The following is a 22,597-nucleotide window of genomic DNA, read 5'->3' as shown; positions in this document are numbered from 1 at the left end:
CCTTTTATTTCTTTCATCCCATTCATTCAAACAACTTACTTACTGACGCTTTTCGGTGTAACATCAGATGGTTTAAGCTGCATCAGATATTCAGCAAGTTTTTCAGCTTCGTCTTTTGAAACCGACGGATATTTTCCAGTCATTTTATTCCCCGGCTTCATGGATTCAGGATCTTGAATCCATTTCATGATGTTTTCTTTTGTCGGTTCTTTTACACCCGCAAGTTTTGTACGGTTACCGAAATCCGTCAAGTTCGGAGCTGTTTGAATCGGTGATGAACCTATCGCATGACAGCCCATGCAGTTCTTGTCTTTGAAAAGATCCTTACCTTCCTGAGCAGCAGCAGTTTCCGGCTTTTGATCAGGTTTAAAGTTTTTCATATCTTTTATCCATTTGTCATATTTATCAGGACTTACAGCAATAACCTTGAAATCCATCAAGGAGTGACTATCTCCACAAAACTCTGCGCATTTGCCCCAATAAACGCCTTCTTCATCCGCTTGTAATTTCATTGTATTCGTGTTTTCCGTGTTAGCGTCTATTTTACCCGCAAGCGCTGGCACCCAGAATGAATGGATGACATCAGAAGATTTCAAATGCAAATATACGGTTTTACCAGTAGGGATATACAAGTCCTGACTCGTTTGCACCTTATCCCCCGTATAATTGAAATGCCACCAGAATTGGTTCCCTGTGACATCGACATTAATTTGCTTGCTGGCATCAGCATCGTCGGCGAGATCAAAAGTCGCGATAGTCGTCGGGATAGCGATCACCAAAAGCAAAATGATCGGAATGATTGTCCAGACTGTTTCCAGTCCAACATGTCCTTCCACTTGTTTAGGTATGTAATCTTCTTGACCTTTCTTTTTTCGAAAACGAAGCAGGACAATTACATACACAACCATTACCACCAGAAATACAAAAGTCATGATAACGGCTGTCAGAATGATTAGCTTCATAGAAGTATGGGCACTGTATCCCTTCGGCATCAATGCAGACAAGTTTTCTTTTCCGCAGCCCGCCAAGGCAAACGTCAGAAAGCCCAACAGAGAAAAAACTTTAAGTTTTCCCATCCAACCTTTCATGAATTCTTACCTCTCTTTCTCTTCATTAGCCAGAATTTTTAAAGCTTCTTAAAACGAAAAATCAACGGTGACGACTACCATCAGCAAAAACAAGATCATAAGATAATTTAACGAGTAAATGAAAATCTTGTTGGCCCATTTCAAATCGTCTTTTTTAAAAAGCCCTGTAATGCCCAGAACGAGCCACCCCAGATTCAATGCCGTTGCTGCGATTACAAAGACGTTTCCCAGCGATGACATTAGAAACGGCAATGGCAGCAAGCATGCAATGTACACGATAATCTGCCGCTTTGTAAATTCAAAACCATACACAACGGGAAGCATCGGTACGCCTGCAGCGCGATACTCTTCGCATTTTTTCATGGCAAGTGCCAAAAAATGTGGCGTTTGCCAAATGAACATTGTTAAAAACAAAATGACTGGTATCACATCAAGTTCGGGCTTGATTGCCATCCAGCCGATGAGTGGAGGCACGGCACCAGAAAAACTGCCGATGATCGTGTTGAGTGTGTACCTTCTCTTGGACCACATCGTATAAAGCACGACGTAAGTAAACCACCCAAAAAATGCCCATAGTGTAGCCTGAATTGTCGTAAATAACAGTAAGACGTGACCCAAAAGCGTAGCCGTCAGACCCATGAAGAATACTGTTCTCATAGATATTGTCCCTGTAACAGTGGGACGGCCTTTCGTTCGCTTCATAACTGGGTCGATATCTGCATCGTACCAGTTGTTCAGGATACATCCTCCGGCAATCACCAGTCCGCTGCCGAGCATCACTAGCAAAAATGTCCCCCAATGGTCTCGGAAAGTTTCCTGTGAAAAATGCAATGCCAGCCAAAATCCGACAAATGCAGTGATCAAATTTGAATTAATGATTCCAACTTTCAGCAAGGACTTCATATCCGATATGAAGGAAGTGTTTGTTTTTTCAGGCGGGACAACAGTCGTCTCTGAAACTAATGGAGCAGACGATGATTCAACTTTGTTCATTATGATTTATCCCCTCCTTTACTGTACACGTTTTGGACGTAATGATGTAATTCTTAACATGCCCTGATTTCGTTTGTACATTCCTGTCCCTATACATTGTACCATGGAAAAGGTTCGCAATCTAATTCACATCATCGCATCATTTCTCCAAACTTTATTACGAGGACTTTGCTGCCAGCATAGAAATTGTTGAATGTACTTGAAACGCCGAAACATAACCGGCCACCCTGTCCACAGCAAGCAATGGATGCCATAGTCTGTCGAATCCCTAACAATTTTAAACATAGGAAAAGACAGCTTTTGCGGCTTTTTTCAGCGCAAAACTGATTTCCCCTCATTACACGCAGCCATTCGGCCACTTGCCATTTTGTTTGAATTTTTCGAGAGATCCTTCATGACAGCGCTTTTGTAACACTGAAAAATCATAGGCGAATCAATTGCCATCTGCAGGTGATAAGCCGATATAAATACTAAAAGTTTTATTTCAATTATATCGTGGCTCCTTCAAAAAAAGCATGCATTCAACAAGGCATGGCAAATAGGTCCTACAATATTTCTAGCAAAATAAAGGCGAATTTGCAAGCGATATTTACTATTTCCATCATGAAAAAAGTGTTTACCTCATCATATTAGACAAATTTGTGACATATAGAAATTTTACTCATAAACATATTGCCTTTCATGACGGAATGATATTATCCTTATTAAGAAGTGGTTGTTTTGGTAAATGTCGCTTATTGCGGTTATAATAATCGATATGTGCATTTACCTATTGAAATGTTGAAGTGGGGAATTATATGACTAAAACACTAAAATGGCTAGCAGTCGTTTCTACCATTTGCATGATTTTCGTATTGATTGGCGGGGCCCTTGTTACTAAAACCGGTTCTGGTGCCGGATGCGGGAAAAGTTGGCCTCTTTGTGAAGGGAAATTACTTCCCAGCGATATCACTCCGGAACTTATCATTGAACTGAGTCATCGTCTCGTTTCTGGAATAGGAGCTATGATCGTGGCTGTTCTGTCTTTCTTAGCGTGGAAGAGACTTGGACATATACGGGAAGTCAAATTTTTATCCTTCATGTCGATTTTTTTCCTCGTGCTGCAAGCATTGATTGGTGCTGCGGCTGTTAAATGGGGACAATCCGATTTTGTTATGGCATTACACTTCGGTATTTCACTTATCTCTTTTGCAGCGGTGTTTTTATTAATGCTGCTCATTTTTGAAGTGGATAAAAAAATGGATACCAGCCGGTTGTTCATCCAGAAAAAACATCGTATTGAAATATACTTACTGACATGCTATACGCTGTTTGTCGTGTATACCGGGGCCCTCGTTCGTCACGCCCACGCCAGCCTGGTTTGCAAAGACTGGCCATTTTGTACAAATAACGCGCCATTTGCATTTGCAGACTTCCGGCTTGATCAATGGATTCAGATGGGACATAGACTTGCTGCAGCTGTTCTTTTTATATGGACATTGAGTTTATTTCTCAGGACATTACGCTATTATAAAGGCAATAAAGTTATGTTTTGGGGAAGTATGACACTCATTATACTGATTTTCTTCCAGGTGTTCTTCGGTGCGATGGTTATCTTTACCACATTGAATCTCGGGATAGCTCTAATGCATGCGTTAGTAATCTCTTGTTTCTTCAGTCTCTTGTGCTACTATGTGTTGTTGTCTGGACGGTGTGCATCCAATTCCACGGTGAAAACAAAGCGGAACACAACTGACCTGGAACATTATGCAAAATCATGAGCATAAAGTTCACTTCTTAAGACCTTGAATCAAATCTTCGACATTGTTTTTTCTCTGGAAGATGAAAGAAACAACCGAAGCAATCGTGAACACGCAGTCGTGAACACGCAGTAAAGAAGCTAAAGTTCTGTACGCCTCTCTATCATAGCAAACAACAAAATAGCCAAAAAAGAAACCTGCATCACAAATCTGTGACACAGGTTTCTTTTTACTCAAGTTCCAGTAAAAGATCATTTACAGTGATCGCTTCTCCATTTTGAACGTGTATATCTTTGATTACACCAGCAGAAGGCGCCTGAATTGTCGTTTCCATTTTCATAGCTTCGGTGATCACTAAATAATCACCTTTTTGTACTTTCTCACCTTTTTGGCATAACACCTTGACCACTGTGCCTGGCATTGTCGCCCCGATATGCTTATCGTTATCCGGATCTTTTTTAGGTCGTGCCAGTACATCTGAACTGATATTATGGTCGCGCACAACTACTTCCCTTCTTTGGCCATTCAGCTCAAAATAGACAACTCTCGTACCATCGGAGCGAGGTTCGGAAATCGAAACCAGTTTGACAAACAATGTCTTCCCTTTTTCTATCTCTACTTCAATTTCTTCACCTAAACGCATGCCATAAAAAAACGTTGGGGTATCCAGCACGGATACATCGCCATATTTTGCTGTGAAACGGTGATAATCCATGAATACCTTCGGATACAGGGCATAGGCAATCATATCAAAGCTTGTCACCTGCCTGTCAAGCTGCTTGAATAACTTTTGATTTAGTTCTTTAAAATCCACTGGTTCCAACAATGCACCCGGTCTCTCTGAGATTGGCTTTTTACCCTTCAAAATAATTCGCTGTAATTCCTGTGGGAATCCTTGGTAAGGCTGGCCAATGTAACCTTGTGCGAATTCAATCACAGAATCCGGAAAATCGATCGCTTCCCCTTTTTCGTATATATCATCTTCTGTCAAGTTATTTTGCACCATGAATAGAGCCAAGTCTCCGACTATTTTAGATGAAGGCGTCACCTTCACAATGTCGCCGAACATATCATTCACCTTGCGAAACATTGCCTTCACTTCATTCCAACGTTCTCCAAGCCCAACTGCTTTAGCTTGTTGTTGCAGGTTGCTGTATTGGCCGCCAGGCATTTCGTGGAAATATATTTCTGTATGCGGAGATTTCATGCCGCTTTCAAATTCTTTATAATAAGAACGCACGTCTTCCCAATAGCTGGAAAGTTTTTCAAAGGCCTCCACATTTACTTTCGGCTGCCGGTCTTTTCCCTCCAAAGCATGGTATAGGGACTGCGCACCTGGCTGTGATGTTAACCCAGCCATTGAAGAACAGGCAACATCAACGATATCTACTCCCGCATCGATTGCACGGGCAAGGGTGTAAATTCCGTTCCCGCTAGTATCATGCGTATGCAAATGCAACGGCAAACCAACAGTTTCCTTCAATTCTGAGACAAGCTGATACGCTGCTTCCGGCTTCAATAAACCAGCCATGTCTTTGATAGCTAGAATATGAGCCCCTGACTCTTCAAGGTCCTTAGCCAGTTGTTTGTAGTACTGTAAATTATATTTCGTGCGGCTTGCGTCTAAGATATCGCCTGTATAACAAATTGCCACCTCCGCGATTTTATTGTTTTCACGGACTGCTTGTATCGCAGGCTTCATGCCATCCAACCAGTTCAGGCTGTCAAATATACGGAATACATCGATGCCCGCTGAGGCACTTTTTTCTACAAATTGTTTAATGACATTATCGGGATAATTTTTATATCCGACAGCATTACTCGCTCTTAGCAGCATTTGAAATAATACATTAGGCATCAGTTTGCGCAGTTTGAGCAATCTGTCCCATGGATCTTCTTTCAAGAAACGGTAGGACACATCAAAAGTCGCCCCGCCCCACATTTCTACGGAAAAGAGTTCAGGCAACAGTCTTGCGGTGGATTCAGAAATTTTCACAATATCCTTCGTCCGTACCCTTGTCGCTAACAAAGATTGATGTGCATCACGGAAAGTCGTGTCGGTCAAAAGCACTTCTTTTCGTTCTTTCAGCCAGTCGACGACGCCTTCAGGACCCTGTTCTTCCAGTATTCGTTTTGTTCCATCCGGCACAGGCTGTAAATAATCGATTTTTGGTATTTTAGGTGTTTCAAAATCTGGTTTTTTTTGCGGTGTCATCCCCTCAAAGCCGTTAACGGTCGTATCCGCAATGAAAGTCAACATTTTTGTCCCGCGGTCTTTCCTTTTTGGAAAAACAAATAGTTCTGGTGTTTCATCGACAAAAGTTGTGTCATACTGGCCATTCATAAATTTTGGATGAACCATGACATTTTCGAGGAAAGGAATATTTGTTTTAATACCTCGAATCCTGAATTCCTTGAGATTTCTGACCATTTTCTGTGCAGATTGCTCAAAAGTCAGCGCCCACGTCGATACTTTCACAAGCAATGAATCGTAAAATGGAAGGATTTCAGCTCCCTGAAAACCATTTCCTGCATCGAGCCTTACACCAAATCCCCCACCACTACGGTAAACATTGATCTTCCCAGTATCAGGCATGAAGTTATTCAGCGGATCTTCAGTCGTCACACGTGATTGAATAGCATAGCCATTGCATTGTATTTTATCTTGTTCGATTGCAAGGTCTGGGTCTGATAAACGCTGTCCATCCGCTATTTTGATTTGCGTTTGAACAATATCAATCCCGGTAATCATTTCAGTGATTGTATGTTCTACTTGAACACGAGGATTTACCTCAATGAAATAAAATGCCTCACCGGTCACTAAAAACTCTACTGTACCGGCATTGGTATAATCTACATTTTTCATAAGACGGACAGCAGCTTCACAAATACTCTGACGCATTGTTTTTGACAGGGAGACGCTCGGAGCGATTTCAACCAATTTTTGATGCCGGCGCTGTACAGAACAGTCCCGCTCATACAAATGGACTAACTCTCCGTGCTTGTCGCCGATGATCTGCACTTCAATATGTTTTGGATGCTCAATCAATTTTTCAACATAAATTTCATCATTGCCAAAAGCAGCTTTGGCCTCCGACTTTGCACGATCATAAGCTTCAGAAAGATTAGTAGCGCTTCGAACAATACGCATACCCCTGCCGCCGCCTCCAAGCGATGCCTTAATGATGATTGGGTAGCCGTGCTTTTCGCCAAACGCTTCTACTTCTTCCATTGAACGCACAGGACCGTCACTTCCCGGGATGACAGGCAGATCAGCTTTTTGAGCTTGTTCTCTCGCTTTCACCTTATCTCCGAACATATGTAAATGCTCGCTGGAGGGGCCGATGAATATGATGTTTTCTTCTTCACATCTTTTTGCAAAGTGGATATTTTCTGATAAAAAACCGTAACCCGGGTGTATAGCATCTACACCGACTTGTTTAGCGATTTTTATAATTCCCTCAATATCAAGATACGCATCTATCGGCTTTTTCCCCGATCCGACCAAATAAGACTCATCAGCTTTATATCGGTGATAGGATCCTGAATCTTCTTGTGAATAGATTGCTACCGTTCGTAATCCGAGCTCGGTACAAGCTCGGAATATACGAATCGCAATTTCCCCACGGTTTGCTACAAGCACTTTTTTGATGTGATTTAACTGCTCCATTTCCTTCCCCCTCTAACCTGATAAAATTGCTTTTCCTGCTGTGGATGCTTTTCTTTTACAGGGTGCTCGTCATTTTGTTTAACAGTCATCGCGATATTGTTTAATACCCCCATAGAAATCATAAGAATAAGCAAGGATGAACCACCATAGCTAACGAACGGCAATGTCACACCAGTTATCGGCAATATACCACTGATTGAACCAAGATTGATGAACGCCTGAATGCCAACCATAGATGAAATACCGATTGCCAACAAGGCGCCAAAACCGTCGCGGCACTTTCTCGCAATATAGATACCTCTCAACACAATGAGTGCAAGCATTCCTATGACGATTAGCACCCCAAAAAAGCCAAGTTCTTCAGCTACAATAGCCATGATGAAATCAGTATGAGCCGCGAACAGATATCCGAGCTTCTGGATACTGCCACCAAGTCCTTCACCAGTAAGACCACCGCCGCTGATTGCCAGATAGGATTGTATCAAATGGTAGCCATCTTTATCAGGGACTTGGAATGGCTGGTAAGCGCCGACGAAACGAGAAATTCTTACATCCGTCACCATATTAGGTATCGCGATTGCCAACACTACAAGTCCGATTAACATAAGGAACACAAGATGCTTAAATCGGATCCCCGAACTGAAAATGACACTGCAGGCAATCAAAAATATGATTGCAGAAGTCCCGATGTCAGGCTCAAGTGCTATAAGTCCAAGGATAAAAGCCGTCATGACAAGTGGCGGCAAAACAGCAGAACTGAAATGGTTGATATAGGATTGCTTTTTGGAATAGATGGATGCCAGATACATGATCAGACCCAGTTTTGCAAATTCAGCAGGTTGAATGCTTATCGGTCCAATTATGAACCATGATCTGGCCCCGCCTCTTATCGTTCCAAAGAACAAAACAGCCACCAGCAGGATGACAATAATCAAAATAATCACTTTCATCAGTTTTTGATAATACTTGTATGGAATCATACTACAAACGATAAATCCAATCAAGCTAATCGCAAACCACTGCAACTGCTTGAAAAAGTAGAACGTGGCACGATGATTTTCCATGACAGCTGTCACCATGCTGGCACTGTATATCATGACTGCGCCAAATGCCGCCAGAAGTATTGGCGTTATGATAAGCGTGAAATCGTATTTCTTAATCTTTTTTATCATCAGCAATCTCCCCAAAATTCCAATCCACAGCAGATGCATACAAAAAAGATCATTATTAGTATAACACATTTTAAAATTAGTGTGTCATATTTGTCTTTAATTGTTCAAGTGGATTTTTTAATAAAAAAAACTTTGTCCCAATATAAATGATGACAAAGTTTTGCGTTTAAAAGCTTGCCCTCTTTTGCTGCAGCAATTGGGTCTTATCAGTTCTGAGCAGCCTCATGCAATACATTCAGCTGCCTTTCCAGGTTTTCCAGCAAGGCTTTCCCTTCTAGCTCTCCTACAAGATTCAAGCGGATGGCGAAATCTATCTCTCTGGAAAGTCCGTACATTTGCGTATCCAGAACTTCCTCATATAAAGGGCATTGTGGCATTGTAAGATTTTCGATTTGTACTTCAATAAGCCTTAATATCTTATCCGCATCAGCCTTAAGAAGGGCATAGGCTTTTTCGCGATGATCAACAGTTATCTCAGGCATCAACATTATCCCCTCCAATTGAATTCATACGCGTATATCCAATATGATGTTTCATATGATTATTATGTCATCATTTCTATTATCTGCCTGTTAATATATGCGCATCGCCCCGAACTTATCAACGTGGATTTTATTCCAAGTGATGTAACAGACAAACGAGTCATCTTCTATATTATATTATCGTTTGCAGTAGGAAAATGCAAACAAAATCTTTTTGTTGTAAATTGCTTTAACTCCTGCTTAACAAAGGATTTGTTTTGCACCAGATCATTTCGACATGAAGCACAAAAATTCTGGGAGATGAAATTTATGTCGCGTTCTGCTATTCTAATGGAATAAAGATTGAAAGAAGGGCGGATCACGATGATTATACCAATAACTGGAAAAGTTGCTTACCAAATAACGCTAGACCCGACAGTATGGATATTTGATAATCGTAAAATCAAACTTGAAGAAGCATTTACACAGTCCTTGCCAGTGGAAAAGGAAGCCGATGATTATTCACAAAAAGCGGCACAACGCTTCAATAGAGAATTCGCACAACTAGAAGAGCCTAATTTTTTTCCGGACCATGTTGCGAAAGTGCGGGGAAAGGATGTATTAAATAACTCTTATGTTATGCCGGTGGATGCTTTTTTAAAAAATGCCGGCATTGCTAATGACGCGACAGGAGCACATCTGGGAACCGGAGCGGATATAACAACTTTGAGTTTGGACGAACTGCGCAACAGTTACTTCCTTTTCGCTTTGGATGGCAAACCCCTGACTGTTGATGGACCTGTACATGTTCTTTTTAAAGATGGCAGTAATCAGGGGAACCCTATCAAGTATGTCAAGAAAATCGAGATAGTCTGATTTCAACAATCTCTTTTGCATAAATTAAAGCTTCCAACTAAAAATAGAGATATAACAAATCCCTATATCAAGGAGGAAGCATCTCATGTATAGAATATTGCTGTTGTTTTCAGTTGTCTGCCTGATATTCACCGGCTGCCAAAAAAACAACCAAAGTGCTTTGCCTGATCGTGTGACGGATCAAAAAGTCGAACATGTCAAGAATTCCAGTCAATATAAACAGGAAAAACTTTCAAATAGGCAAATTGCCGATCACTTGTCTGGCGTCGCTTCCAATATACCCGATGTCGACAACGCCGCTGCAGTGGTAGCTGGTCCCTATGCGGTCGTCGGCATTGATGTGAATAAGGATTTAGACCGCTCTCGCGTTGGAACAATTAAATATTCCGTGGCCGAAGCGATGCAGCATGACCCATACGGGAAAACAGCCGTTATTGTAGCTGATGGCGATGTAACACAACGATTGCGTAACATGTCCGATAAAATCTCACAGGGTTATCCTATCCAGGGAGTCGTCGACGAATTAGCAGCAATTGTCGGCAGATATATGCCAGAAACTCCTGTTCCGCACAACCGTCCACAAGAAACAGATCAAAACAAAAAAACGATCCCTAAGGATGAACAGAAAAATTTGGACGATATCCAAGATGAGCAATCCAACCATCATAAATAAAAAAACAGATCAGTTTGCCTGATCTGTTTTTTTATTTAGTGATCCTCTTCATCTGTTTTCAACTCATTATAGTACTGTACTCCGAATTGCGATCCTTCAGAAACCATCTTGGCATTTTCCAGCTGGGCGATATCCTTTTGGTCTACTTGATCTGGTACACCGGCGTTCGTTACCGGATCGCTCATCGCGTCATCTTTGTTTCGTCTTTTGGCAAAATAGCTTGTTGCGGCACCGACACCTAATGCACCTATAGCTGCTAAGTATCTTTTTTTCATTCGAAACTTCCTTTCGCAAATCAGCTTTGTTTGTATTATACCCTGCTAATTATAAATCAAACACATCTTTCTCTCGTTTTAACAAACAAAATTTATATGTTATAGTATATTTGCTACCCTTTACAAGAGGTGAAAATATGGATGTCAAATGCGTTATTTGCGATATAATAGAAACGATTGATGATGACTCTTTACAAGCCAAGCGGCTAAAAAACCGGCGAATTAAAATGTATCTATGCCAGACTTGCTATGATCGCATTGAAAAAAACACACAAAAACATTTGGATTCCGGCGATTTCCGTTTGTATAGAAAGCGAAAAAGAAAAAACGAATTGCTATAGGCACGAAACGATGATGGAGGTGGTCACGAAAGCGTAAGCCTCTATCTGATTACACAGAAAAACACACGATTCACGTGTGTTTTTTACTGTCCATATTGTTTGCTTTTCCGTTGGTTATGCAGCCTGTAACGGTAAATGGCAAGAACTGCTGATATGATGATCAGACTTTCTGTCATCGGCAGACGCATAATACTGAAAATGGTAATGATGAACATACCGACTGCCAGCAATATATAGACAACGATGTTCTTTAATAAAGGCAATTTTCTTGCAAAGCCAAGTTTATAGGCTATTGCACCAAAAATAAAGTTTGCGATATATAATAACCAAAACATGTGTTTTTCACCAAAATCACCAAAATGATTTAAAAACAAGTCATAAATCGCACTGTAAATGTACATGACAATCCCCCATCGATACTAACCTCTTCATTTATCATACTAAAATTTGTTTCATGTTGCCAGCAAAACTTATGACGAACGAATTTTTGAAAGATCGCTAGGGATGGTATATACTTGCAAGTGGCTTTATTCGTTTCAATTCTCATGCAGCAGAGGTGTTATAGATGGAAAAATTCGACCTGCCTTTATTTCTATTGGCCACATTGGTAATTTTGATGTTCATTGGCGTGGGGCTCGGAATGGCATTGAGAAGTTTATCACTGACCATGTTGTTCTTAATACTGGGCTTTGCACTGATGGGAGTAGGCCTATCCATTAAGAAAAAAAGACAAAGGAGAGAATGAGGTTTATTTCATTCTCTTCCTTTGTCCAGCCATGACAATAAATTTTTTTGCAAACTTGGATTGCAAGTTAAAATCGGCGATTTTTGCAGTAAATCCAACTTTCTGCCATTAATATCCGTGGTTTTACCGCCGGTTTCATGAACAATTATAATTCCAGCAGCAATATCCCACGGTGCAAGACTCATTGCCATGTACCCATCCAGAAGCCCCTCAGCGACATATGCAAATTCGAGTGCAGCAGAACCATAGGTACGCAAACCCCGCACAGTTTTCGCTAAATCCTGCATGACATGTTCATTTCTAACGCGATTTTTGCAAAGCCAATAATGGTTCATTCCCAAAATTGCCCGCTTCAAGGGCACTTCTTCCTGCAGTTTCGGGAGACGTTCTCCATTTTTATATGCTCCTTCTCCCCTCTTCGCACTGTACAAGACTTCTTCCATGACGTCATAAATGAAACCTATTTCCCCAACACCATCGTGATAGATACCAACAGAAATACTAAAATTCCTTTTTTGATGCACAAAATTCATTGTACCGTCAATCGGGTCAATAATCCACACAGTACCGTCCAGATTGTCTAATGCATCCCCATAGCCTTCTTCACCTAATAATCCATGATCTGGATACTGGCTCCTGATAGCAGAAGCGAAAAAATTTTCCGTTTGTTTATCCACAATAGTCACTAAATCATTCTCGTCAGACTTGGTTTCAATCTGAAGTGGTTCTTGCATAGATTCCCTGATTCTTTTTCCAGCGCTAAAAATCCATTCCTTTGCTTGTTCAAACAATTGATTGCGATAATCTGAATCCATTATATATCCTCCATACTAAGAATCTTCCATCTACATTTTAACAAATGCAAGAACCATCGTCATTTTTTTGGCAATAAGGAAAGTATAAAATTCAATTCCTTTCTTTGTGAATAGGCGCAATAATATGCTGGGCGGAGGCTACGTTTTCTGCAACCAGTGGCATGGTTTATTCCTTCATTTCTTCAATTTGATACAGTTGTTTGGATAAATGTTTCAATTTTTCTTTCGCTTTGATGATTTTCACTTTATCTTTCTCTTGCATTGCATCATACAAACACATGAGTTCATAATCAATCTCCATTCGAATAACGGGCAGTTTTTCCTGCTGCTCTTTCCTTCTGATTGTCTCCATCACATATTTCATTTTTTCACATCCTTTTCGTTTTTCTTCATGCAAATGCAAGTGATTATCATCTGCGAAACATACATTATCATTAGTTCATTTTATGTCATACTGATCTCTTTCGTTCTGGCACATTGCTTATGTGATGCTTAATAGTAAACTACCCACGAATCTTTTTTTTAAACGTTACCGCATATTCATATAGCTTGACTAACTGTGAATTATCTTTAATAATAATTATTATAATCTATAAGAATTAAGCGTGTTGCTTAGCGTGTTAATACGTTTAAAAAGAAAGGTTGTTGCAAACATGTCTTTTAGTGGGTTTGACAATGAAGACTTCGCCATATTTTCAATTGAGGGTCTGGATCATAGAATGAAAGCACTGCAGGAGCGCCTGCAGCCAAAATTTGCGGAATTAGGTGAGGAACTTGCTGCAGATTTATCGGCCAAACTTGGAAATGAAATGTTTTTGCATATTGCCAAGCATGCCAGAAGAACCGTCAATCCACCCGATAATACATGGCTGGCCATCGCAGATAGTAAAAGAGGGTACAAAAAACACCCGCATTTTCAAATCGGACTATGGGATGATCGTGTTTTCATATGGCTTGCATTGATTTATGAATTGGATGGTAAACAAAGAATCGCCAGTTCATATTTAAAGCATTTTTCAGAGCTTAAGACACTTCCGAGTGATTATGTCTTTTCGCTCGATCATATGACAAAACCAGTAATTGATCTTCCTGATATAACCGAAAAAAATCTAGAGCGGTTTAGAGATGTAAAAAAATGTGAATTCCTTCTGGGTAAAAACATTGCAAAGGAAAATGCAATTCTGCTGGATGGTGATCAGTTTATCAAGGAAGCCAAAAAGGTTATACATTCTTTGTTGCCTTTCTACCAGCTTGCCATGCAATCAAGATATAGCTAAGGATAATCATATACTAACATGAAGATTTTCTTACATCCTAGACAAAAAGGAAAGCTTGTGGCTTCAAAAAAATAGTACACCGGGCGTTTTTTTGGTCCCGGTGTACTATTTTTATTCTCAAATTAGGAATGACTGCATTCTGAACACGTACCATAAAGAATTGTCACTTTCTCATCTTCGTAATGTTCAATTACTTGTTGACAATCCTGACAAATAATCGTCCCCATTCAGGTCATCTCCTTTGAAGTTGAATGTGTTGATTAATTTATATTATAGTATAACATACAAACGCTTACAACCCTAAAAAGTATGTCACATTAAACAAACATGTTATTCAACTATATTCGGGGGGACAGTCATTCCTTTACCTATACGAAACCTGCCAAGAAGATACTTTTTATTCATTAATTCTTTTTATCTTATCGGGCTCTAACATCGCGTACCCTTTTTCCTTTAACCCGGTTACAATATCTTTCAAAGCCGCATTCGTCCAATCACGATCATGCATGAGCAAGTTAGCTCCATTGCCGAGCAAATTCGTTTTCAGCATGATGTTAGTCAGTTTTGTCCTATCCTCATATTCCGGCATAAAGTCATAACCATAAGACCAGTTCATCAAAGTCATATGCTCTTTTTTGGCAAGCCTTTTAGATACTTCTGTGTTGGCTCCATTCGGGGCACGGAAAAACTGGGGACGCTCTCCAGTTATCTTTTCAACCATATCATTCACTTGTAGTATTTCCTTTTTTTGTTCCGCTGGGGATAAATCAGGTAAATATGCATGAGAATATGTGTGGTTACCAATGGTGAAGCCCATATCATGGATTTTTTTCAGTTCAGCTTTTTTATCATCACTTCCTAGAAAATGTCCATTTACAAAAAAAATTGCCTTTGCATTAAGTTTTTTTAATGTTTTGGCCATCTCGAGCGCATGCTTGTCCGGTGCATCATCGATGGTCAGCAATATGACCTTTTTATTTTTTTCTCCATTAATTGGCTTCAAATACCAATTGTCCTTCATTTCATATGAAGGTTTGGCTTTTTTTGCTTCCTCCTTCTCTTTTTTATCTTGCTTGGGTAGCCCACTTGTTTTCTCAGATGGTTGATCTTTGTCCTTATGGTCAGTTGTATCTTCCTGTTTATCATTATTCTCGCTCTTATCAGCTGTTCCTGACACACTTTGCTGGCTCTGGCAAGCGGCAAGAAATACAAAAAATACAGCAATTAATATCCAAGATACTTTTTTCAATGGATACACTCCTTTCATTTTCACCTGTATATTCCCAAAATTTGTTAAATCCATGCATATTATATCTAAGAAACATATGGTTTTAAAGCCTTTTAACGTTTGAAATTTGTCCCATCGGGGCATATACTGGTTATGGACGTTCGCATCATATTAAACCATCTGGAAATAGTAAAGATATGTTCCAGTTTTTTTCTATGTCCATTATTTTAAAAGAAAGGATTGGAAGGATGAAGAAAATCACACCGGTATTTTATATATCTGTCATTGTAACAGCCCTATTCATCATTTGGGGTATAATACCGAAAACTGTTTTACCGCACGCAAATTTGGACGATGTGACAAACGTGATTCAAGCGTTCCTGGTCGATAAATTTGGCTGGTTTTATTTGCTCAGTGTAACCGGATTTGTCGTTTTTGCATTGTACCTGATATTCTCCAAATATGGACGAATTAAGCTTGGAAAGCCTGGAGATAAACCAGAGTATTCCTATATCACATGGTTTGCCATGCTTTTCAGTGCAGGCATGGGAATCGGACTTGTATTCTGGGGAGCCGCGGAACCTATTTCCCACTTTCACTCTCCGCCCTATGGTGATGCGGAAACAAAAGAAGCTGCAAAAAATGCGCTGACATATAGTTTCTTCCATTGGGGACTGCATCCTTGGGCGACATATGCAACTCTGGCACTCGCCTTAGCATTTTTTAAATTCCGAAAGCAATCAAGCGGGCTCGTAAGCGCGATATTAGAGCCATTGTTCGGTAATTATGTCAAAGGGCCGCTTGGTACCCTTGTTGACTTTATCGTCGTTTTCGCTACCGTGTTTGGTGTTGCAACGTCACTGGGCTTCGGAGCCATACAAATTAGCGGAGGTTTGTCTTATGTATTCGGAATCTCACAAACCTTCTTGACGGAGCTTATTATCATACTCATTGTGACTGTTTTGTTCATGACATCTGCAATGACCGGGCTCAATAAAGGGATTAAATACTTAAGTAATCTTAATATCCTGCTGGCATTCGCCTTAATGGTCTTTCTGTTAATTCTCGGTCCGACCAGATTCATTTTGGAAATGTTTACGAATTCATTAGGCGACTATGTTTCGAATTTCCCAAAAATGAGTTTGCGTATGGCACCATTTGATGGGGAAAACGCAGGGTGGATAAAAGATTGGACAATATTTTACTGGGCATGGTGGATCGCATGGGCTCCATTCGTTGGTACTTTTATTGCAAGGGTCTCCCGCGGGAGGACTATCAGGGAATTTGTACTTGGGGTATTGCTTGTCCCTACCATTTTCGGAGCGCTTTGGTTTGCTGTATTTGGCGGCTCTGCCATTGATTTGGAATTTTTCCAGCATGCTAATGTTATTCAATCTATTAATGACATGGGCGAAGAAACAGCGCTGTTTGAAGTACTCCAGCATTTCCCATGGGCAACATTCATGTCTGTCCTTTCCATTTTGCTGATTAGCACCTTCTTCATCACCTCAGCTGACTCAGCGACTTTTGTACTGGGTATGCAGACGACTGGAGGCAGTTTGGATCCTTCTAATAAAGTAAAATTCATTTGGGGGATGATTCAATCTGGCGCTGCTGCAGTTCTGTTATGGCAAGGCGGATTGACAGCATTGCAGACAGCCTCCATCATTGCAGCATTCCCTTTTGCTATCATCATGATCCTTGTTATGATATCGACGATCAAATCGCTGAAAGAAGAGGCACGACGAATTGAAATGCAAAAGAAATAAGGAGAGCTGAAGTTCATTAAAAAAGCTTCTATATTTAGATCCTTAGTGATACAAAAAAACCGTCCATTTGGCTGCTGCAAGCCAAATGGACGGTTTTTTTTGCCATAAAGGGGTTAGCTGAAAACCATGCTTCTATCCATCATCTAAGCCTGCTAACGGCAAATAAATGAAGAGCGTACCTGCTGGCAACAGATACACTCTTCAAGGTGTACGAAATCATTTTTATAGCATATGGATTGGTGTTCCAAGCGCTACTTCTGCGGCTTCCATGGTTATTTCTCCCAAGGAAGGATGCGCATGGATTGTCAAAGCAATATCTTCTGCAGTCATTCCTGATTCAATTGCCAATCCTAGTTCAGCAATCATGTCACTTGCATTCGGCCCTGCAATTTGAGCACCGATAACAAGCCCATCTTCTTTGCGTGTGATCAACTTCATGAATCCATCAGCATTGTTCAAAGATAATGCACGACCATTTGCGCCGAATGGGAATTTAGAAGCTTTCACATCGTATCCAGCATCCTTCGCTTCCTTCTCCGTATATCCAACCGAAGCAAGCTCCGGATCCGAGAATACAACCGCAGGCATGCCAAGATAATCAATTTCAGATTTTTCTCCGCTAATCGCTTCTGCAGCTATTTTACCTTCATACGATGCTTTATGGGCAAGCGGTAAACCAGGCACGATGTCGCCAATTGCATAAATGTTTTTAACATTTGTGCGAGATTGCTTATCAACGTTAATCAGGCCTCTTTCACCAACTTCAACGCCTGCTTGCTCCAGACCGATTTCGTCAGTGTTTGGTCGACGGCCAACGGTTACAAGGACATAGTCGGCTTCAATTGTTTCCGTGTTTCCTTTGGCTTCATATGTTACTTTAACGCCATTTTTTGTTTCCTCGGCGCCTTTAGCCATTGCTTCAGTGACAATTGTGGCGTTATTCTTTTTCAAACGCTTTTTAACAAGCTGTGTCATTTGTTTTTCAAAAGTGCCAAGAATATCTTTGGCGCCTTCAAGAATAGTCACTTCAGTACCGAAATTGGCATACGCGCTTCCAAGCTCAGTACCGATATATCCGCCGCCGATTACGACCAATTTCTTAGGAATTTCTTTTAAATTCAATGCACCCGTCGAATCGAGCACACGTTCGGAGAATTTGAATCCCGGAATTTCAATAGGTCTTGAACCGGTAGCAATGATGCAGTTGTTAAAATGATAAGTTTGAGACTGTTTTTCATCCATTACTTTCACGGAATGATCATTGACGAAGTATACTTCTCCTTTGACAATCTCTACTTTATTGCCTTTTAGCAAGCCTTCAACACCGGAAGTTAGTTTCTTGACAACTTTTCCTTTCCATTCCTGGACTTTAGAGAAATCAACAGAAACATTCTCTGTTTTGATTCCCAGTTCCTCATTGCCGTGAGCTTGTTCAGTCAGATGGCCCGCCTGGATCATAGCCTTTGATGGGATACAACCTACATTCAAGCAGACCCCGCCCAAATTATCTTTCTCTACAATCGTCACTTTCTGACCCAGTTGCGCAGCACGGATGGCAGCTACATAGCCGCCAGGACCCGCACCGATTACAAGGGTATCAACATCAATTGGAAAATCTCCGACTACCATAATTATTACGCCTCCATCATGATTAATTGTGGATCGTTCAACAAACGCTTGACCTGGTTCATTGCCATTTGTGCAGTTGCACCATCAACAATGCGGTGGTCAAAGCTTAATGAGAGTGCAAGTACTGGAGCAATAACGATCTCTCCATCACGCACGACCGGTTTTTCCTGAATACGGCCGATTCCCAAGATTGAAGCCTCCGGATAATTCAGCACCGGGGTGAACCACTGACCGCCAGCAGAACCGATATTTGTGATAGTACTCGAAGCGCCTTTCATTTCCTCCGATGTAAGTTTACCATTTCGCGCTTTATCTGCCAATTCATTTATTTCCTGTGAAATAGCAAAAATTGATTTACGATCGGCATCTTTGACTACTGGTACAAGTAAACCTTTATCGGTGTCTGCCGCGATACCAACATTGTAATAATGTTTATAAACAATTTCTTCTGCTTCATCATCAACGTTCGCATTCAAAATAGGATATTTCCTCAATGCGGAAACGAGTGCTTTCACAACATAAGGCAAGTAAGTCAGCTTAATATTTTGATCAGCTGCGACCGCCTTGAATTTTTTGCGATGTGCTACCAATTCGGAAACATCCACATCATCCATCAATGTAACATGAGGGGCTTTTGATTTCGATTGAACCATTTGCCTAGCAATCGCTTTGCGGATTCCAGACATTTTTTCACGGGTTTCAAGCTGTTCGCTTGCAGCAGCTGGTTTAGCAGCGGCTTTCTTGCTTTCTTGTTTCTCAGCTTTTTTGCTTGTTTCCTTCTCACTGGTTTCTGCAGCCGGTTGATCACCATTCAAGTATTGGTCGATATCTTCAACAAGAATGCGTCCGTTTTTGCCCGAGCCAGTAACGTCATGTATATCCACTTCATGCTCACGGGCATATTTACGGACAGAAGGCATTGCTATGACACGCTCATCGTCGTTTTTAGCAGATTTTTTCGCAGCAGGCTTCGCTGCTTCTTTTGTTTCAGTTTTTCCTTCATTGCTTTCTTCGGCTGTATTGCCATCATCATAGCCTTCTGCATCGAAAGTGATGATCGTATCGCCTACCGTTGCAGTCGTTCCCTCTGAAACATGAACTTTTTTCACCGTACCATCTACTGGGGACGGAATTTCAACCACCGCTTTATCATTTTGTACTTCGCAGAGCACATCGTCTTCTTTTACCTCGTCGCCTTCTTTGATAAACCATTTGACGATTTCGCCTTCGTGGATTCCTTCACCGATATCAGGCAGTTTGAATTGGTAGGAGCCACTTGATTTTGATGCTTGCTGCTCATCTTTTTGCGCTTCTGATGAACTTGGTTCCTCTTCCTCTTCATGGCCTTCTGCATCAAAAGTGACAATCGTATCGCCTACTGTTGCTGTTGTTCCTTCCTCCACATGTATCTTTTCAACCTTTCCATCTACTGGGGATGGAATTTCAACTACTGCTTTATCATTTTGCACTTCACAGAGCACATCGTCTTCTTTTACTTCGTCGCCTTCCTTGACGAACCATTTCACAATTTCACCTTCATGGATTCCTTCGCCAATATCAGGCAATTTGAATTGATATGACATGAAACCAACCTCCTGTCTTATTACATTTTTAGAAATTCATTACATTGTTAACTTTTTTGATAATATCCTTATGATCTGGCAGCCATACTTCTTCCGCCTCGGAAAATGGATATACAGTATCAGGTGCTGTCACCCTCAATACCGGAGCTTCCAGATGTAAAATCGCTCTCTCCTGTATTTCAGCTGCAACATTCGCAGCAATACCTGCCTGACGCTGTGCTTCCTGTACTACAACCACACGATTGGTTTTTTCTACTGATTTAATAATTGTTTCGTAATCGATTGGAGAGACAGTCATCAGGTCAATGACTTCTGCTTCGATGTTGTCTTTTGCCAATTCATCTGCAGCTTTCAATGCAGCGTGCACCATTGCGCCGTATGAAATAATTGTAACGTCCTTGCCTTCACGTTTGATATCTGCTTTGCCAAGCTCGACAGTGTATTCTTCATCAGGCACTTCTCCGCGGAAAGAACGGTATAATTTCATATGTTCTAAAAATACGACTGGATCATTGTCACGAATGGAAGCAATCAGCAAACCTTTCGCATCATATGGCGTGGAAGGAATGACCACTTTCACACCAGGCTGCTGCGCGATCAGCCCTTCAAGAGAATCAGCGTGGAGCTCCGGTGTGTGCACTCCGCCTCCAAATGGGGAGCGAATCGTGATTGGTGCTGTCTTTGTATTACCGGAACGATAACGCATTCTTGCCATTTGACCATTGATAGAATCCATGACTTCATATACAAAGCCGAAGAATTGAATTTCTGGCACTGGACGAAATCCTTCCAAAGCCAAACCGATAGAAAGTCCGCCGATTCCGGATTCAGCAAGTGGCGTATCAAATACACGGTCTTCACCGAATTCATCTTGCAGTCCTTCTGTAGCACGGAACACACCACCGTTTTTACCGACATCTTCCCCGAAAACCAATACGTTTTCGTCATTTTTCAACTCAACACGCATCGCATCGGTAATTGCTTGAATCATTGTTTTTTGTGCCATGATTTACTTCGACTCCTTCTCTTTATATTCTTCCATTTGCTCCTCTAAATTAGACGGAAGTGTTTCGAACATATTGGAAATCAGGTCAGTTACCTGTTGTTTAGGATATTTATCAGCTTTCTTGATAGCATCCTTGATTTCAGCTTTAGCTTTTTCAATTACTTTATTTTCTTCTTCTTCGCTCCAAAGATCTTTGCTTTCCAGATATGAACGAAAACGGACAAGCGGGTCCTTTTTCTCCCATTCGGAATCCAAATCTTCGGTACGGTAACGGGTCGGATCATCCCCGGCCATTGTATGCGGACCATAACGGTATGTCAGCGTCTCAATCAATGTCGGGCCTTCCCCGTTGATTGCGCGCTCCCGAGCATGTTTTGTCGCAGCATATACAGCCAACACGTCCATTCCGTCAACTTGAATGCCTTCAATACCTGCAGCTACAGCTTTTTGAGCCAATGTCTTAGCAGCAGTTTGTTTTTCCCTTGGAACAGAAATTGCGAATCCGTTATTTTGGACAATGAAAATAGCGTTCGCTTTATATGCGCCTGCGAAGTTTATTCCTTCGTAGAAATCACCTTGAGATGTACCGCCATCACCTGTATATGTGACCGCAACAGCTTTTTTGCCACGCTTTTTCATTCCCAGTGCTACACCAGCAGTCTGAACGAACTGTGCACCGATGATAATTTGCGGACTTAAGGCATGTACACCTTCAGGCATTTGGTTGCCATGGAAGTGCCCTCTTGAAAACAAAAATGCTTGATATAGTGGCAGTCCATGCCAAATCAACTGTGGTACATCGCGGTAACCAGGAAGAATGTAATCCTCTTTTTCAAGCGCGAAATGACTTCCCAACTGTGAAGCTTCCTGTCCTGCGGTCGGAGCATAGAACCCTAGGCGACCCTGGCGATTCAGTGCAATAGAACGCTGATCCAGCACACGCGTATACACCATCCGCGTCATTAGTTCCTTCAATTGTTCATCTGACAAGTCTGGCATTGCATCCTTGTTAACAATTTCACCTTTTTCATTAAGAACCTGGAACATTTCGAACTGACTCTCGATATTTTCAAGTACATGTTTCAAAATCGTTCACCTCTTCCTTTCTTGTCCATTATGTGATCTATTATATATTTCCCACCCATCATGGGAGAAAACCTGTATCTTTTTCCCTAATTTTTATGTTCCCATTTTCCCGGAAGGCAAATCATATGCACGGAATCTGTTACATAAAAACATCCGAAAAAAGTAATACAA

22 protein-coding genes are annotated in these 22,597 nt (G+C 41.1%); 7 read left to right on the top strand and 15 right to left on the bottom strand.

What is annotated here, in order from left to right:
• Nucleotides 1–35 precede the first annotated feature (35 nt).
• Nucleotides 36–1,088 carry a cytochrome c oxidase subunit II gene (gene coxB / locus ACFSMW_RS03170; RefSeq protein WP_390352943.1) on the bottom strand — a complete coding sequence of 351 codons (1,053 nt, stop codon included), beginning with the start codon at nt 1,086–1,088 and terminating at the stop codon, nt 36–38.
• 48 nt (nt 1,089–1,136) lie between these two features.
• Nucleotides 1,137–2,081, bottom strand: coding sequence for a heme o synthase (gene cyoE / locus ACFSMW_RS03165; protein ID WP_390352942.1), 945 nt, complete (start codon nt 2,079–2,081; stop codon nt 1,137–1,139).
• A gap of 797 nt (nt 2,082–2,878) precedes the next feature.
• Between cyoE and ACFSMW_RS03160 the strand changes: the two genes are divergently transcribed.
• The gene (locus ACFSMW_RS03160; protein ID WP_390352940.1) at nt 2,879–3,841 is read left to right on the top strand and encodes a COX15/CtaA family protein; all 963 of its coding nucleotides are present in this window, start codon (nt 2,879–2,881) and stop codon (nt 3,839–3,841) included.
• A gap of 208 nt (nt 3,842–4,049) precedes the next feature.
• Here ACFSMW_RS03160 and pyc read toward each other — a convergent pair whose 3' ends face one another.
• The 3 genes from pyc to ACFSMW_RS03145 form a co-directional block, all read right to left on the bottom strand.
• On the bottom strand, nt 4,050–7,490 hold the full coding sequence (pyc, locus tag ACFSMW_RS03155) for a pyruvate carboxylase (RefSeq protein WP_390352938.1): 3,441 nt from the start codon (nt 7,488–7,490) through the stop codon (nt 4,050–4,052).
• Nucleotides 7,478–8,662 carry an FtsW/RodA/SpoVE family cell cycle protein gene (locus tag ACFSMW_RS03150; protein WP_390352937.1) on the bottom strand — a complete coding sequence of 395 codons (1,185 nt, stop codon included), beginning with the start codon at nt 8,660–8,662 and terminating at the stop codon, nt 7,478–7,480. Before ACFSMW_RS03150 ends, pyc begins: the two co-directional genes overlap by 13 nt.
• A gap of 206 nt (nt 8,663–8,868) precedes the next feature.
• The gene (locus ACFSMW_RS03145) at nt 8,869–9,144 is read right to left on the bottom strand and encodes an Fpa/YlaN family protein (RefSeq protein WP_390352935.1); all 276 of its coding nucleotides are present in this window, start codon (nt 9,142–9,144) and stop codon (nt 8,869–8,871) included.
• Between the two features lie 363 nt (nt 9,145–9,507).
• Between ACFSMW_RS03145 and ACFSMW_RS03140 the strand changes: the two genes are divergently transcribed.
• Together ACFSMW_RS03140 and ACFSMW_RS03135 are read left to right on the top strand one after the other, a co-directional pair.
• A complete protein-coding gene (locus ACFSMW_RS03140; protein ID WP_390352934.1) occupies nt 9,508–9,999 on the top strand; it encodes a hypothetical protein in 492 nt (163 codons plus the stop codon).
• An 85-nt stretch (nt 10,000–10,084) separates the two neighbouring features.
• Nucleotides 10,085–10,672, top strand: a complete 588-nt coding sequence (locus tag ACFSMW_RS03135) for a YhcN/YlaJ family sporulation lipoprotein (protein ID WP_390352933.1) — start codon at nt 10,085–10,087, stop codon at nt 10,670–10,672.
• 35 nt (nt 10,673–10,707) lie between these two features.
• Here the strand turns inward: ACFSMW_RS03135 and ACFSMW_RS03130 are convergent, their stop codons facing one another.
• On the bottom strand, nt 10,708–10,947 hold the full coding sequence (locus ACFSMW_RS03130; protein ID WP_390352931.1) for a hypothetical protein: 240 nt from the start codon (nt 10,945–10,947) through the stop codon (nt 10,708–10,710).
• A 137-nt stretch (nt 10,948–11,084) separates the two neighbouring features.
• Between ACFSMW_RS03130 and ACFSMW_RS03125 the strand changes: the two genes are divergently transcribed.
• On the top strand, nt 11,085–11,288 hold the full coding sequence (locus ACFSMW_RS03125) for a YlaI family protein (protein ID WP_390352929.1): 204 nt from the start codon (nt 11,085–11,087) through the stop codon (nt 11,286–11,288).
• Nucleotides 11,289–11,371: 83 nt separating this feature from the next.
• On the opposite strand, the gene ACFSMW_RS03120 is transcribed toward ACFSMW_RS03125, so the two are convergent.
• Nucleotides 11,372–11,689, bottom strand: a complete 318-nt coding sequence (locus ACFSMW_RS03120) for a YlaH-like family protein (protein ID WP_390352928.1) — start codon at nt 11,687–11,689, stop codon at nt 11,372–11,374.
• Between the two features lie 164 nt (nt 11,690–11,853).
• Between ACFSMW_RS03120 and ACFSMW_RS03115 the strand changes: the two genes are divergently transcribed.
• Nucleotides 11,854–12,033, top strand: a complete 180-nt coding sequence (locus ACFSMW_RS03115; protein ID WP_390352926.1) for a DUF5325 family protein — start codon at nt 11,854–11,856, stop codon at nt 12,031–12,033.
• A gap of 8 nt (nt 12,034–12,041) precedes the next feature.
• Here ACFSMW_RS03115 and ACFSMW_RS03110 read toward each other — a convergent pair whose 3' ends face one another.
• Nucleotides 12,042–12,848: an inositol monophosphatase family protein gene (locus ACFSMW_RS03110; protein ID WP_390352924.1), complete on the bottom strand. Its 807-nt coding sequence runs from the start codon at nt 12,846–12,848 to the stop codon at nt 12,042–12,044.
• A gap of 166 nt (nt 12,849–13,014) precedes the next feature.
• Entirely contained in the window at nt 13,015–13,212 is a 198-nt protein-coding gene (locus ACFSMW_RS03105; protein ID WP_390352922.1) for a hypothetical protein, read from the bottom strand.
• Nucleotides 13,213–13,501: 289 nt separating this feature from the next.
• Between ACFSMW_RS03105 and ACFSMW_RS03100 the strand changes: the two genes are divergently transcribed.
• Nucleotides 13,502–14,125, top strand: a complete 624-nt coding sequence (locus ACFSMW_RS03100; protein WP_390352920.1) for a YktB family protein — start codon at nt 13,502–13,504, stop codon at nt 14,123–14,125.
• Nucleotides 14,126–14,247: 122 nt separating this feature from the next.
• Here ACFSMW_RS03100 and ACFSMW_RS03095 read toward each other — a convergent pair whose 3' ends face one another.
• Together ACFSMW_RS03095 and ACFSMW_RS03090 are read right to left on the bottom strand one after the other, a co-directional pair.
• Nucleotides 14,248–14,352 carry a GapA-binding peptide SR1P gene (locus ACFSMW_RS03095; protein ID WP_390352918.1) on the bottom strand — a complete coding sequence of 35 codons (105 nt, stop codon included), beginning with the start codon at nt 14,350–14,352 and terminating at the stop codon, nt 14,248–14,250.
• Between the two features lie 170 nt (nt 14,353–14,522).
• The gene (locus ACFSMW_RS03090) at nt 14,523–15,374 is read right to left on the bottom strand and encodes a polysaccharide deacetylase family protein (RefSeq protein ID WP_390352916.1); all 852 of its coding nucleotides are present in this window, start codon (nt 15,372–15,374) and stop codon (nt 14,523–14,525) included.
• Nucleotides 15,375–15,601: 227 nt separating this feature from the next.
• Here ACFSMW_RS03090 and ACFSMW_RS03085 point away from each other — a divergent pair, with 227 nt between their 5' ends.
• Complete coding sequence (locus ACFSMW_RS03085) at nt 15,602–17,122, top strand: glycine betaine uptake BCCT transporter (protein WP_390352915.1); 1,521 nt, start codon at nt 15,602–15,604, stop codon at nt 17,120–17,122.
• A gap of 222 nt (nt 17,123–17,344) precedes the next feature.
• On the opposite strand, the gene lpdA is transcribed toward ACFSMW_RS03085, so the two are convergent.
• Genes lpdA through pdhA form a run of 4 tightly spaced genes read right to left on the bottom strand, consistent with a single transcriptional unit; the run spans nt 17,345 to nt 22,387 of the window.
• Complete coding sequence (gene lpdA / locus ACFSMW_RS03080; RefSeq protein WP_390352913.1) at nt 17,345–18,751, bottom strand: dihydrolipoyl dehydrogenase; 1,407 nt, start codon at nt 18,749–18,751, stop codon at nt 17,345–17,347.
• Between the two features lie 5 nt (nt 18,752–18,756).
• Nucleotides 18,757–20,334 carry a dihydrolipoyllysine-residue acetyltransferase gene (locus tag ACFSMW_RS03075; protein ID WP_390352912.1) on the bottom strand — a complete coding sequence of 526 codons (1,578 nt, stop codon included), beginning with the start codon at nt 20,332–20,334 and terminating at the stop codon, nt 18,757–18,759.
• Between the two features lie 28 nt (nt 20,335–20,362).
• Entirely contained in the window at nt 20,363–21,340 is a 978-nt protein-coding gene (locus tag ACFSMW_RS03070; protein ID WP_390352910.1) for an alpha-ketoacid dehydrogenase subunit beta, read from the bottom strand.
• Nucleotides 21,341–21,343: 3 nt separating this feature from the next.
• Nucleotides 21,344–22,387: a pyruvate dehydrogenase (acetyl-transferring) E1 component subunit alpha gene (pdhA, locus tag ACFSMW_RS03065; protein ID WP_390353898.1), complete on the bottom strand. Its 1,044-nt coding sequence runs from the start codon at nt 22,385–22,387 to the stop codon at nt 21,344–21,346.
• Nucleotides 22,388–22,597: the final 210 nt, after the last annotated feature.

The sequence above is a fragment of the Tigheibacillus halophilus genome (genome assembly GCF_042683165.1).
Lineage (GTDB): Bacteria > Bacillota > Bacilli > Bacillales > Amphibacillaceae > Tigheibacillus > Tigheibacillus halophilus.
The sequence above is the reverse complement of the archived record's forward strand: the minus strand, read 5'-3'. Positions and strand labels throughout refer to the sequence as shown.

Coding starts and splice junctions, on each gene's coding strand:
- coxB (WP_390352943.1), bottom strand. CDS start 1,088: ATGAAAGGTTGGATGGGAAAACTTAAAGTTTTTTCTCTGTTGGGCTTT.
- cyoE (WP_390352942.1), bottom strand. CDS start 2,081: ATGAACAAAGTTGAATCATCGTCTGCTCCATTAGTTTCAGAGACGACT.
- ACFSMW_RS03160 (WP_390352940.1), top strand. CDS start 2,879: ATGACTAAAACACTAAAATGGCTAGCAGTCGTTTCTACCATTTGCATG.
- pyc (WP_390352938.1), bottom strand. CDS start 7,490: ATGGAGCAGTTAAATCACATCAAAAAAGTGCTTGTAGCAAACCGTGGG.
- ACFSMW_RS03150 (WP_390352937.1), bottom strand. CDS start 8,662: ATGATAAAAAAGATTAAGAAATACGATTTCACGCTTATCATAACGCCA.
- ACFSMW_RS03145 (WP_390352935.1), bottom strand. CDS start 9,144: ATGCCTGAGATAACTGTTGATCATCGCGAAAAAGCCTATGCCCTTCTT.
- ACFSMW_RS03140 (WP_390352934.1), top strand. CDS start 9,508: ATGATTATACCAATAACTGGAAAAGTTGCTTACCAAATAACGCTAGAC.
- ACFSMW_RS03135 (WP_390352933.1), top strand. CDS start 10,085: ATGTATAGAATATTGCTGTTGTTTTCAGTTGTCTGCCTGATATTCACC.
- ACFSMW_RS03130 (WP_390352931.1), bottom strand. CDS start 10,947: ATGAAAAAAAGATACTTAGCAGCTATAGGTGCATTAGGTGTCGGTGCC.
- ACFSMW_RS03125 (WP_390352929.1), top strand. CDS start 11,085: ATGGATGTCAAATGCGTTATTTGCGATATAATAGAAACGATTGATGAT.
- ACFSMW_RS03120 (WP_390352928.1), bottom strand. CDS start 11,689: ATGTACATTTACAGTGCGATTTATGACTTGTTTTTAAATCATTTTGGT.
- ACFSMW_RS03115 (WP_390352926.1), top strand. CDS start 11,854: ATGGAAAAATTCGACCTGCCTTTATTTCTATTGGCCACATTGGTAATT.
- ACFSMW_RS03110 (WP_390352924.1), bottom strand. CDS start 12,848: ATGGATTCAGATTATCGCAATCAATTGTTTGAACAAGCAAAGGAATGG.
- ACFSMW_RS03105 (WP_390352922.1), bottom strand. CDS start 13,212: ATGAAATATGTGATGGAGACAATCAGAAGGAAAGAGCAGCAGGAAAAA.
- ACFSMW_RS03100 (WP_390352920.1), top strand. CDS start 13,502: ATGTCTTTTAGTGGGTTTGACAATGAAGACTTCGCCATATTTTCAATT.
- ACFSMW_RS03095 (WP_390352918.1), bottom strand. CDS start 14,352: ATGGGGACGATTATTTGTCAGGATTGTCAACAAGTAATTGAACATTAC.
- ACFSMW_RS03085 (WP_390352915.1), top strand. CDS start 15,602: ATGAAGAAAATCACACCGGTATTTTATATATCTGTCATTGTAACAGCC.
- lpdA (WP_390352913.1), bottom strand. CDS start 18,751: ATGGTAGTCGGAGATTTTCCAATTGATGTTGATACCCTTGTAATCGGT.
- ACFSMW_RS03075 (WP_390352912.1), bottom strand. CDS start 20,334: ATGTCATATCAATTCAAATTGCCTGATATTGGCGAAGGAATCCATGAA.
- ACFSMW_RS03070 (WP_390352910.1), bottom strand. CDS start 21,340: ATGGCACAAAAAACAATGATTCAAGCAATTACCGATGCGATGCGTGTT.
- pdhA (WP_390353898.1), bottom strand. CDS start 22,387: ATGTTCCAGGTTCTTAATGAAAAAGGTGAAATTGTTAACAAGGATGCA.